The organism is Priestia sp. 179-F W1.4 NHS (assembly GCF_045369295.1).
In the GTDB taxonomy this organism is placed as follows: Bacteria; Bacillota; Bacilli; order Bacillales; family Bacillaceae_H; genus Priestia; species Priestia zanthoxyli.
The window spans coordinates 1-12972 of record NZ_JBIQFF010000011.1; the positions used below are offsets into that span (position 1 = coordinate 1).

The window sequence follows — 12972 nt, forward strand, 5'->3', positions numbered from 1 at the left end:
ATCCTGAGCCAGGATCAAACTCTCCGAAGAAATGTTTGACTTGCTCATTTAAAAAATAAAAATTAACGTTGACGTTTATCGCTTTGTTCAGTTTTCAAAGTTCAACCGCCGCTCTTAAGCGACTTTACTATCTTATCAAGTTATCAACGTAATGTCAACAACCTTTTTATTTCTTTTTGTTATTTTCGCTTGTCTGCGTTAGCAACAGATATAAATATACCAAATCAATTTCATAAAAACAAGGGGTAAATTAAAAGTTTAAATTTTCTAATATTAACACCTAAAAAAAGATGGCCGTAGCCATCTCTTTTTTAGCGTTGACGCATATGTGGAAATAATAGCACATCACGGATTGACGGTGCATTGGTTAGTAACATAACAAGGCGGTCAATACCGATTCCTAGACCACCTGTAGGTGGCATACCGTATTCTAATGCCTCAATGAAGTCATCATCCATCTCATGTGCTTCATCGTTTCCTTGTTCTTTCTCTTTCAACTGAGCTTCAAAGCGCTCACGTTGGTCAATTGGATCATTTAGCTCTGTAAATGCGTTCGCGTGTTCACGCGCCACGATAAACAGCTCAAAACGGTCAGTAAAACGCGGATCTTCCGCATTTCTCTTAGCAAGTGGAGAGATTTCTACAGGATGTCCGTAAATGAACGTCGGTTGAATTAACTGCTCTTCTACTTTTTGTTCAAAGAATTCATTTACAATATGTCCATATTGCATATGTTCAGTGATTTCTACCCCGTGTTCTTTTGCTAAAGCACGAGCTTCTTCAACAGATGTTTCTCCCCAGAAGTCTACGCCCGTATATTGTTTAATAGCATCGACCATATGAAGTCTTGTCCATTCTGGCGTTAGGTCTACCTCTTGATCACCATACTGAATCTTTGTTGTGCCAAGTACTTCTTGCGCAATGTGTGCAATTAAGTTCTCTGTTAAAGCCATGATATCTTTGTAGTCCGCATACGCTTCGTACAATTCGATCATTGTAAATTCAGGATTGTGACGTGTAGATACACCTTCATTACGGAATACACGGCCAATTTCATATACTTTTTCTAATCCACCTACGATTAAACGTTTTAAATGAAGTTCAATCGCAATACGCATATAAAGTTCCATATCAAGCGCATTGTGGTGTGTCACAAACGGACGAGCTGCTGCTCCACCTGCGATTGAATGCATCATCGGTGTTTCAACTTCTAAGTATCCGTGATTATCTAAGTAACGGCGCATCGATTGAATAATGCGGCTTCTTGAGATAAATGTTTGTTTACTTTCTGGGTTTGTAATTAAATCTAAGTAACGTTGACGGTAGCGCTGTTCAATATCTTTTAAACCATGATATTTATCTGGAAGTGGACGAAGCGCTTTTGTTAGTAACGTGAAATCTTTTACTTTAATAGAAAGTTCGCCAACTTTTGTTTTGAATAAAACACCTTCAACCCCTACCAAGTCACCGATATCTACGCTGCTGAAGATTTCGTACTGTTCTTCGCCAATTGCATCTTTACGTACATAAAGCTGAATTTGTCCTGTTAAATCTTGAACGTGAGCGAAACCTGCTTTTCCTTTTCCACGCTTTGTCATAATACGACCAGCTAGTGACACAGGCACTTCATTTTCTTCTAACTGTTCTTTTGTTAACTCGTCATACTCACTAATTAATTGCTGTGATGTATGTGTACGTTCAAAACGTTGACCAAACGGATCAATACCCTGATCTCGTAGGTTGCTCATTTTTTCGCGACGAACGAGAAATTGATCATTTAATTCTTCATGACTCATCGTTTACTCATCTCCATCGTATAATTAAGTTTTCCGAAACAGAAAAAAGGCCAGCATGTTTACTGGCAACTACTACGTTTCTTTAAAATTATTATAGGTTCAGTCGTTTCTCTATGTCAAATCGCTTTATTCTTGCTTCGCTTCTCTTTTTCTTCGATTTCTCTAACAAGCTACCGAATAAACCAACAACCTGCGAACCCAAACCTTAAAGTTTTCACTGTGAACTCTACTTTACGCCAATATAAAAATGAATCAACTAATAAGATTCATTTTTACTTATGTAAATCATTCCTATTATTTTCGAACATATCTAGTATATCAGTTGTTTGCTCTCGAAATAATTTTACATCTTTTAAATCCGATAACCGTTTTGTGATGGTTTCAACTTTTTCTTCTGCTACAGGGAGAATAAGAGATGGAGCTAGTTCGTTCAGAGGAACCATCACAAACGCCCGTTCAAACATTCGGGGATGAGGGACGTTCAGCCTATCCGTATGAATGATTTCATTACTATAAAGTAAGATATCCAAATCAAGGGTTCTAGGTCCCCATACAATCTCTCTTTTTCGACCTGCCGCTTGTTCAATGGCTTGCAAACAATCTAAAAGTTGCTCTGACGAATACGTTGTTTGTATTTTTACTACCATGTTTAAAAAGCTTGCTTGATTCGTATACCCGACCGGGGCCGTTTCATAAACAGATGAAACAGCCACTACCTTAACCTCAGAATGTTTCATCAAGCCAGTAACTCCCGACTTCAAATGTTCCATTCGATTTTCAATATTTGATCCTAATGCAATATATGCTTCTGTTGTCATTCAACGGCTCCTTTTAATTTCAATAGCTACCGATTGATAATAACCGGGAATTGGCGGATCAGGCTTATATACCTTTACTGTACAAGCCTGCACGAGTTCGTAATTAGCAAGCAATTCAGATGCAATCGTTTCGGCCACCGTTTCAACTAACTTGAACGTGCGCTTCTCTACAACTTCCTGGCATGTTTGGTATAAATCTGCATAGCTCACCGAGTATTCTAAATTGTCCGTAGTACCAGCTTGTTTTAAATCTAGTTCTACAGTTAAATCCACGTGAAAACGCTGCCCTAATTTATTTTCTTCTGGAAATACACCATGATATCCATAGAAACGCATATCATTCACATAAATTTTATCCATCTTTAGCCTCTCCTTTCGCTTTTATACATGTAGCTCGCGTCGACTCATTAGCGACATCGTGTAAGAGCGATACTCTTTTTGCAACTGAGCTGTTAACGTATGGTCTCCGACTGAAAACTTCTTATCCTTTATACTTCGAAGAGGTACGATTTCTTGAATGGAATTTGTAACGAAAGCTTCATCACTCTCCAAAAGCTGTTCCGCCGTAAATAAACCTTCTACAACTTCTATGTTTTTCTTTTTTAAAAGCGTAAAGATAAACTGTCTCGTAATTCCATTTAAGATACCTGTTTCAAGAGACGGTGTATATACACAATCATCTTTTACAAAAAATAAATTGGACACAATACCTTCGGCTAAGAACCCTTCTTTTGTTAAAAAAATACCCTCTTTATTTAAGTCTGAACCAACTTCTCGCTTAGCCAGTACATTGTTTAAATAATGATGAGACTTCAACCTCACGGTTCCTTCGGGCGTATTTCGCTTTGTCTCAAGAATAAGCCCCTCTTTTACAAGGGGGCTCGATGGATGAGGCATTGATTTCATGTATACAATTGTAGATGGCTTGTCGTATTCTTCCACTTGCAGTCCAATTCCGCCATTTCCTGCTGAAACATTTAATCGAACATACGCATTTCTCTCATTGTTTTTCATTAACAGACTATTAATAATTGCCAACACGTCCTGTGTGGAGTAGTCCCATACAATATTTAATTCACGTAAGCTGCTACGCAGTCGATCCAGATGGTCTTCCACTAAAAATGGATGACCATCATAAACTCGTAGCGTTTCAAATAGCCCTAGACCATACATATATCCGTGATCAAACGGAGAAATAGTGGCTTCAGACGCAGGCTTTACTTCACCATTTACGTATATATACATATCATTACACTCGCTTTTTTTCGTAAGTTTCAATAAAATTCTTCAGCATTTCTTTACCGTAAGAAGTCATGATAGATTCAGGGTGGAACTGTACCCCTTCAATAGGTAATGATTTATGGCGAATCGCCATAATTTCATCTTCTGCTGTCCACGCTGAAATCTCAAAGCAATCCGGCAGTGAACTTTTTTCTACAATCAAAGAATGATATCTAGTTGCCGTGAACGGATTATCAAGATCTTTAAAGATAGTACGGCCATCATGATGCATTTCAGATGTTTTACCGTGCATTAATTTATCCGCACGAATCACATTCCCTCCAAAAGCTTGCCCAATCGACTGATGCCCTAAGCATACGCCGAATATTGGAATCTTACCTGCAAAATACTCGATGGCTTCTAAACTGATTCCCGCTTCGTTGGGACTACAAGGTCCCGGGGAGATCATCAAGAAATCTGGATTTAGCACTTCAATTTCAGAAAGTGTAATTTCATCATTTCTTTTTACAAGAAGCTCATGCCCTAGCTCACCTAAATACTGTACTAAATTAAACGTAAAAGAATCATAATTATCAATCATTAATATCATCTTTACTCACCCTCACTCAGCTCATTTTCGCTCTGCTCTTTTGCTTTCCATAGTGCAATTGCTTTTTTCAGTGATTCTTTGTATTCGTGTTTCGGATTTGAATCAATTACAACACCCGCACCAGCCTGCACATAAGCTTGGCCGTCTTGAATAATCATAGTGCGAATCGCAATATTTAATTCCATATCTCCATTAAACCCAATCCAACCAATCGATCCTGTATAAATTCCTCGCCTTACAGGTTCAAGTTCTTCAATGATTTCCATTGTACGAACTTTAGGCGCTCCAGTAATCGTTCCTCCAGGAAAAACCGCATCTACAATATCTACAAAATCTTTATTGCGCGCGAGCTTGCCTTTTACATTAGACACAATATGCATCACATGTGAATACTTTTCAATAACCATAAACTCGTCAACATGAACGGTACCATAGTCGCTTACTCTACCAAGGTCATTACGCTCCAAATCAACAAGCATCACATGCTCTGCACGCTCTTTTTCGTTATGAATAAGCTCATCCGCTAACTGTTGGTCTTCTTGATCATCCTTACCGCGAGAGCGCGTTCCCGCAATTGGTCTCGTACTGATTTCGTCACCGGCTTTTTTCACTAATAGTTCTGGTGAACAGCTCACAATGTGAAATTCTTCTGTCTGCATATAAGACATATAAGGAGACGGGTTGATTTTTCGTACCTGTTCGTAGATATGCATAGGATGAGTTTGAAGCTGTTGAGACTGTCGAACAGATAAGTTCACTTGAAACACATCGCCTTGCCCGATGTACTCATGTACGCGAGTTGTGGCATCTGAAAAAGCAGCTTCAGACATTGAAACCTCACTCTTTTCGGCAACACGATGAATACGCTCATATGAGAGCCCTTCAGCACTTGTCTCCATCCAGTCCTTTTTGTATTGATCAATACGCTTATGTGCCTGCTCTTTACAATCTGCTTCATCGTTAACGATAATCCAGAGCTTTTCCTTTTCTTGATCGTATACAAATACGTCATCGAAAATAAGGAAATAAACGTCCGGCGTTTTCAATGAATCTTCAGCAAAATCAGGTATGGTTTCTACATAGCGGATATAATCATAGCTAATAAAGCCAATTGCTCCACCTTGAAAAGGAGGAAGATCTGGATTCACCTCTGCTTCAAACTTCTTCATCCAGTCTCGCATAAGATGAAGCGGATTACCTTTTTGAACAGTAGCTTGGCCATCCGTTTTGATATGAAGCTCGTTTTGTTCGCCTCGCAAAATGGCTACAGGTTTTAATCCCATCATTTGAAACTTTCCGCCTCGACCGCTTTCAAGCAGGATATGATTCGGTTCCTCTTTTGACAACTCTTGATATTTTTTGAACCATTGGTTTTTAGAGATAGAAATAGATTCGCCCCAAGTCATTCTTTGCTGCATTTGTTCACTCTCCTAAAAATAAATCACCTGCTTTCATTTTACATGATTCTCAGATGAAAAAAAACAGCTTCATATAGAAGCTGTTCTTTTATGGTTTTTATGCTTGTGTTTGTTCCTCGAATTGGAACAATGGAGTACTTAAGTAACGCTCACCGTTACTTGGAATAATCGCTAACACTTTTTTACCTTTTCCTAGCTGTTTTGCAGCTTTTAACGCAGCATAAATCGCAGCCCCAGAAGAGATACCTACTAGTACGCCCTCTGTTTTTGCTACTTTACGTGCATATTCAAAAGCTTGGTCGTTTTGAACAGCGACAACTTCGTCATATACTTCCGTGTTAAGCGTATCCGGAACAAAGTTTGCACCGATTCCTTGAATTTTATGAGGTCCTGGTTGACCACCACTTAAGATCGGAGAATCAGCTGGCTCTACCGCATAAATTTTGATGTTTGGATACTTTTCTTTTAATACTTCGCCAGCACCTGTAATAGTACCGCCAGTACCGATACCTGCCACAAATCCATCTAGCTGATCGCCAAACTGCTCGATGATCTCTTTAGCCGTTGTTTGACGGTGCACTTCTGGGTTCGCTTCATTTTGGAACTGCTGAGGAATAAAGTAGCCGTGCTCTTTTGCAAGCTCAGTTGCTTTATTAACCGCACCTTTCATTCCTTCTGGACCTGGTGTTAACACTAACTCTGCACCGTACGCACGAAGCAGATTACGACGCTCAATACTCATCGTTTCAGGCATTGTTAAAATAGCACGGTATCCTTTTGCTGCAGCTACCATTGCTAAGCCAATTCCTGTGTTACCGCTTGTTGGTTCAATGATGGTGTCTCCAGGCTTTAATACACCTTTTGCTTCAGCATCTTCGATCATTGCTAATGCGATACGATCTTTTACGCTGCTTCCTGGGTTCATAAATTCTAATTTTAAATATACATCCGCCATATCTTCTTCAACTAGACGGTTTAGTTTTACGATTGGTGTTTGACCAATTAACTCTGTAATTGAATTTGCAATACGTGCCATATGACCACTCCTAATACCAACTAATTTTATTGATTTTGTATACAATTTATCAGATGTTTTCTAAATTGTCAATCATTTTGTCTTCCCATTTACCTATTTTTGTTATATTTTTAGATCAATATATACATAAATAGGACTTAACACTTATAAAAAAAGGCGTTCATTTATAAAATGACGCCTTTAAAGAATCTTTTATTTCATTTAAATTGCTTGTTCTTTCATTTCTTCTAGCTGCTTTTTATCAAAACGATAGGTTTCATTACAAAAATGACACTGTGCTTCAGCTTGGCCGTCTTCCTCAATCATCGATTGAATCTCTTCTTTTCCTAAGCTGATAATGGCATTAGCAATTCTTTCTTCTGAGCACTGACATTTGAACTCTACAGGCATTGTCTCTAGAAACTTTACGTTTTCTTTTCCAAGAACTTCTTCTAAGATTTCCTCAGGAGAAAGACCTTTTTGAATCAGTTTTGAAATGGGTTCAATCGTTTGTAAACGTTGTTCAATAGCTGTAATCGTTTGATCATCTGTTCCTGGCATAAGCTGAATGATAAATCCACCCGCAGCTAAGATTGTGTTATCAGGGTTAACAAGTACACCTACACCTACTGAAGATGGAACTTGCTCAGATGTCACGAAATAATACGTGAAATCCTCTCCTAATTCTCCCGATACGATAGGTACTTGTCCATTAAATTGATCACGCATCCCGATATCTTTTACAACACTCAGCGTACCATCTGTACCTACAGCACGTGCTACATCTAATTTTCCATGCTGATTTAAATCGAAGTGCGTTTGCGGGTTCGTTACATATCCACGCACTTCACCCTTGGCATTGCTGTCTACTAAGATAACACCAATTGGGCCGCGGCCTTCAATTTTAATTGTTAGCTTTTGCTCACCTTTTAGCATAGCCCCCATCATAACTCCCGCAGTCATTGAACGTCCCAATGCTGCAGAGGCTGTAGGCCATGTATAGTGACGGCGCTGCGCTTCTCCAACTGTATCCGTTGTTTTTACCGCATAAGCGCGAACTTGACTATTGTAAGCTAGTGCTTTTACTAAATAGTCGCCCATAATATACACCTCTTACTCCATATTTTTTGTATAGATTATTTGTAATCCTTTTAAAGTCAAAAATGGATCCACAATATCAATAATATCCGACTCTTTAGCAATCAATGTTGCGAGTCCTCCAGTAGCAATAACTTTAGGATTTACTGTTGCTTGCTCTTTCATTCTTGCTACAATTCCTTCTACTTGTCCAACGTATCCATATAAAATACCTGCTTGCATCGCAGATACTGTATTTTTCCCAACAATGCTATTTGGTCGCGCAATTTCAATACGTGGAAGCTTAGATGCTCTTGAATAAAGAGCTTCTGTCGAAATATTAATACCAGGGGCAATTGCACCACCCATATATTGCTTATTTTCATCAATGTAGCAATATGTGGTTGCGGTACCAAAATCAACGATAATTAAAGGGCTTCCGTACAGCTGAATTCCAGCAACAGCATTGACAATACGGTCTGCTCCCACTTCACGTGGATTTTCATATTTAATATTTAAACCCGTCTTAATTCCAGGACCAACAACAAGCGGCTTTAAATGAAAATACTTTTGACACATTCTCTCCAATGCAAACATAATAGGAGGAACAACAGAGGAAATAATAATACCATGAATATCTTTAAAAGATAAACTAACGTGCTCAAGCAAGGCTTTGATTGTCATGCCATACTCGTCTTCTGTTTTATTACGGCTTGTTTCTACACGCCAATGGTACTTTAATTCATCTCCATCGTATACACCTAATACCGTATTGGTATTTCCAACATCTAATACAAAAATCATTTCAATCACCACTTTATTTAAATTCAGTATTCACACTGAAACCATCATACCATAACTGGTAAATAGACGTGTATATTCTAGATAAAATAGGAATATAATGACACAATTCTCTAGTGGATATCCTACTTATCCACTATATATATGAAAAACTTTTTGCCAAACCTAACTTCTACCAAATAAAAAAGATCAGTGGAGATTGTCTCCACTGATCTTTTTTGATCTTATGCTTTTGGCTCTTCATCGTCTGTCTTTGTTTGGATGTTTACTTTAACATCTTCATCTGTTACGTGACTAGAACGGTCTGGAAGAGTTCCATGATCTACTAAGTGGTTGATCTGCTCAGCGTCTAACGTTTCTACTTCTAACAATGTTTGAGCTACAAGCTCTAACTTGTCACGGTTTTCCGTTAAGATCTGCTTCGCACGCTCATAGCTTTCTTTAATGAAACGTTGGATTTCATTATCAATTTCATGAGCAATCGCATCACTGTAGTTTTGTTCACTGTGTAAATCACGACCTAAGAATACTTGGCCTTGTTGTGATTGACCGAATTGCATTGGTCCTAACTTTTCACTCATACCGTATTCTGTTACCATTTTACGAGCGATGCTTGTTGCACGCTGGAAGTCATTGTGAGCACCTGTACTCACTTCGCCGAAAATAATTTCCTCAGCTACGCGACCACCAAGCAATCCAACAATTTTATCCAGCAGCTCTGGCTTCGTCATAAAGTAGCGATCTTCTTTTGGTAACATAACAGCATATCCACCAGCTTGCCCACGTGGAACAATGGTTACTTTATGTACCATATCAGCTTCGTCTAATACGACACCGATAATTGTATGTCCTGCTTCATGATAAGCAACAATATTGCGTTCTTTTTTAGAAATAACTCGACTTTTCTTAGCTGGACCTGCAATTACGCGGTCTGTTGCTTCGTCAATATCGACCATTTCAATTTTCTTTTTGTCCTGTCTAGCAGCTACTAAGGCAGCTTCGTTTAACAAGTTTTCTAAATCTGCACCTGAGAAACCTGGCGTACGCATAGCAATTGCTTTTAAGTTTACTGATTCATCTAAAGGCTTATTGCGAGCATGTACTTTAAGCACTGCTTCACGGCCATTTACATCTGGACGATCTACCGTAATTTGACGGTCGAAGCGGCCTGGACGTAATAACGCTGGATCTAAAATATCCGGGCGGTTTGTTGCTGCAATAATAATGATACCTTCGTTAGCACCAAAACCATCCATCTCAACAAGCAACTGGTTCAATGTTTGTTCACGCTCATCGTGTCCACCACCAAGACCTGCGCCACGTTGACGACCTACAGCATCGATTTCATCAATAAAGATAATACATGGAGCATTCTTCTTCGCATTTTCGAATAAATCACGAACACGAGAAGCACCGACCCCAACAAACATTTCAACAAAGTCCGAACCACTGATAGAGAAGAAAGGAACGCCTGCTTCACCAGCAACAGCTCTTGCTAATAATGTTTTACCAGTACCAGGAGGTCCCACAAGTAAGACACCCTTCGGAATTCTTGCACCTAGCTCTGCGAATTTACGAGGATCTTTTAAGAACTCAACAACTTCCACAAGTTCTTGCTTTTCTTCGTCTGCACCAGCTACGTCTTTAAATTTAACCTTTTTCTTTTCTTCGCTGTAAAGCTTAGCCTTACTCTTACCGAAGTTCATAACACGACTTCCGCCGCCCTGAGCTTGGTTCAGTAAGAAGAAGAATAGGATGAAAATAATAACAAACGGAATGATTGACGTAAAGAACGTTACCCAGCCGCTTGTTTCATCAGCAGGTTTAAAATCAACTTCTACTTGATTATTTTCTGAAGCAGCGTCAATACGATCAAGTGCTTTGTCACCATCTACGATGTAAGTTTGGAACGTTTGATCCTTTTTATAAGAATCTAACTTTCCTTGCACAACATACACGCCTCTTTCAGGCTTCATAGAGAGTGATTTCACATCACCTTTGTCTAAGTGTTGAACAAATGTATCGTATCTCATTGGTTCTGCTTTTTGATTAGAGCCACTAAAGAAGCTTACCACGCCAATAATGACTAAAAATATAAGTAAATAAAAGATGGTATTACGGAAGATCCGATTCATTTCTTACCTCCTCCCACGATAAACAAATACTGTATTCAATACTAACATAGAACATTTATCCTATCCAATAAATTGCACTTGGATATGTGCTTCTTAATTGCTGTATACTTGCGGTTTAAGAACCCCAATATACGGCAGGTTACGATATTTTTCTTGATAATCCAATCCATACCCTACTACGAACGCATCAGGTACTTCAAATCCAACGTAATCTGCTTTAATAGCTGCTTTACGACCTGTTGGTTTGTCTAAGAGTGTGACAATCTTAATTGACTTAGCTTTACGGTACTTGAATAACTCTACAAGATAGCTAAGTGTTAAGCCGCTGTCGATAATATCCTCTAAGATAAGAATGTCTCGACCTTCAACTGATGTATCTAAATCTTTTAGGATTTTTACTTCACCAGAAGAAACCATCGCATTGCCATAACTTGATACATCCATAAAATCCATTTCTAAATATGTATCAACACGCTTAATTAGATCAGACATAAAAGGCATAGCGCCTTTTAGTACACCGATTACCAAAGGAAAACGGTCAGCGTATTCCTCAGATAATAGCTTACCCAATTCTTTTACTTTCTGTTGTATTTCTTCTTCTGAAATCAAAATTTCTTGAATATCCTGCTTCATTCCTTACTTGCCTCCTAGAAGTTTTCGCTACTTATAGTATAAAATAACATATCTGGACTTATGTGTATGCAGTTCATAAGCAGATTTTTTCAAACCAGGTAGCCACAAAATAGTTCCTTGGCTATCTTCCACTACCGGCCAATGATCTCTGAAGTGTAAAGGGATTTTTTCATCGATAAAAATATCCTTTACTTTTTTATGTCCCTTCATGCCCTTTACTCGCATTTTATCGCCATTTTTTCGTGTCCTTACCTTTAATGATTGTAAATCGTGAGCTTCATCTAAAAGAAAAACATCGTTTCCTTTTATATCTTCGACTTTATTATGTATTTCACAAATAAGCTGGTGACCATTTGGAAGCTCAACGACCCCTGGAATCGGAACAATAAATTCATATGGCTCGATGTTCCCCTCATTAAAGGTGAAAAGACAGTCGTTGTAAGATCGGATAATGCGTAAACCATTTGGAAAGTCAAGCGTCCCAGACGGTTTTTCACTTTCACAAAATCCTACTAACGTGTCAACATGCGCTGAGGAAAGGGTTGGAGGAATTTCTTTATAGAGATAGTTTAATATTAGTTGAATACCACGCCTTTGTAAAGGCTTGCGTATCCTTAGAAAACAATCTCTATCAATGAGAATTTCATTTTGCAATTTCTTTCTCATTACTTTATTCATCACATCGGTCGTTAATTCCTCTAAGTATGCTTGATCTTCATGCAAGTTCTCGCTAAATTGTTGAAATTTTTCATGTACAGCGACGTTTTCTTGCTTTAAAAATGGCAAAACGTAATGACGAAACCGATTTCTCGTGTACGAGTCTTTCTCATTACTCGGATCAATTCGAGGTGTAAGCCCATGTAGCTTACAGTAGCGATTGATTTCTTCTTTCGTTACGGCTAGGAAAGGCCTAATAATAAATCCATGCCCATATGGCCGCTTGGGCTGCATCCCTGCGTATCCATTCATCGTACTACCTCGAACCATTCGCATTAACATCGTTTCAATCTGATCATCTCCGTGATGTCCTAATGCAAGAAGGTTTGCTTTGTGCTTCTTCATAACATGAGTAAAAAATGCATAGCGGCATTCTCTGGCAGCTACTTGAGAAGATAGCTTTCTTTCCTTCTGATAGGCAGTAACATCAATCTGCTTCGCCTCACATTTAATATTCAATTGTTTGCAGTAGTTCTGCACATATTCCATGTCTTGCTGTGACTCTTGGCCCCGGAACATATGATCAACATGAGCAGCAATAATCGTAAGAGATTTTTGCTCTTTCAGACTCCATAAGAAATGCAGCAGCGCTAAAGAATCAGGACCACCAGAAATACCTACAACCACCGTAGAGCCTGCGGATAATAACTGATGTTTTGTCATAAAATTGTTCACTTGCTTTTCCATAGGAATGACTCATCCTTATAATGTACACGCAATAATGTATCATT

At 38.7% G+C, this 12972-nt stretch carries 12 protein-coding genes; all 12 read right to left on the reverse strand.

The genetic code is table 11. The annotated features are described in order from the left end of the window. Window positions 1-311: 311 nt before the first annotated feature. Window positions 312-1796, reverse strand: coding sequence for a lysine--tRNA ligase (lysS, locus tag ACH0CI_RS25075; RefSeq protein WP_335706547.1), 1485 nt, complete (start codon window positions 1794-1796; stop codon window positions 312-314). Window positions 1797-2068: 272 nt separating this feature from the next. Continuing rightward, window positions 2069-2614 carry a 2-amino-4-hydroxy-6-hydroxymethyldihydropteridine diphosphokinase gene (gene folK, locus ACH0CI_RS25080; RefSeq protein ID WP_033580815.1) on the reverse strand — a complete coding sequence of 182 codons (546 nt, stop codon included), beginning with the start codon at window positions 2612-2614 and terminating at the stop codon, window positions 2069-2071. Next, entirely contained in the window at window positions 2615-2974 is a 360-nt protein-coding gene (gene folB, locus ACH0CI_RS25085; protein ID WP_028412654.1) for a dihydroneopterin aldolase, read from the reverse strand. A gap of 21 nt (window positions 2975-2995) precedes the next feature. Then, on the reverse strand, window positions 2996-3859 hold the full coding sequence (gene pabC / locus ACH0CI_RS25090) for an aminodeoxychorismate lyase (protein ID WP_033580816.1): 864 nt from the start codon (window positions 3857-3859) through the stop codon (window positions 2996-2998). Window positions 3860-3863: 4 nt separating this feature from the next. Continuing rightward, window positions 3864-4445: an aminodeoxychorismate/anthranilate synthase component II gene (gene pabA / locus ACH0CI_RS25095; RefSeq protein ID WP_028412652.1), complete on the reverse strand. Its 582-nt coding sequence runs from the start codon at window positions 4443-4445 to the stop codon at window positions 3864-3866. 2 nt (window positions 4446-4447) lie between these two features. Beyond that, on the reverse strand, window positions 4448-5863 hold the full coding sequence (pabB, locus tag ACH0CI_RS25100; RefSeq protein ID WP_335706549.1) for an aminodeoxychorismate synthase component I: 1416 nt from the start codon (window positions 5861-5863) through the stop codon (window positions 4448-4450). A 97-nt stretch (window positions 5864-5960) separates the two neighbouring features. Further along, on the reverse strand, window positions 5961-6899 hold the full coding sequence (cysK, locus tag ACH0CI_RS25105) for a cysteine synthase A (RefSeq protein WP_013054888.1): 939 nt from the start codon (window positions 6897-6899) through the stop codon (window positions 5961-5963). A 201-nt stretch (window positions 6900-7100) separates the two neighbouring features. Further along, entirely contained in the window at window positions 7101-7979 is an 879-nt protein-coding gene (gene hslO, locus ACH0CI_RS25110) for an Hsp33 family molecular chaperone HslO (RefSeq protein ID WP_028412650.1), read from the reverse strand. Between the two features lie 12 nt (window positions 7980-7991). After that, complete coding sequence (locus ACH0CI_RS25115; RefSeq protein WP_013054886.1) at window positions 7992-8759, reverse strand: type III pantothenate kinase; 768 nt, start codon at window positions 8757-8759, stop codon at window positions 7992-7994. 221 nt (window positions 8760-8980) lie between these two features. Further along, window positions 8981-10891, reverse strand: coding sequence for an ATP-dependent zinc metalloprotease FtsH (ftsH, locus tag ACH0CI_RS25120; RefSeq protein ID WP_013054885.1), 1911 nt, complete (start codon window positions 10889-10891; stop codon window positions 8981-8983). Between the two features lie 93 nt (window positions 10892-10984). Next, the gene (hpt, locus tag ACH0CI_RS25125; protein ID WP_028412649.1) at window positions 10985-11524 is read right to left on the reverse strand and encodes a hypoxanthine phosphoribosyltransferase; all 540 of its coding nucleotides are present in this window, start codon (window positions 11522-11524) and stop codon (window positions 10985-10987) included. Between the two features lie 27 nt (window positions 11525-11551). Then, window positions 11552-12928: a tRNA lysidine(34) synthetase TilS gene (tilS, locus tag ACH0CI_RS25130; RefSeq protein ID WP_028412648.1), complete on the reverse strand. Its 1377-nt coding sequence runs from the start codon at window positions 12926-12928 to the stop codon at window positions 11552-11554. Window positions 12929-12972: the final 44 nt, after the last annotated feature.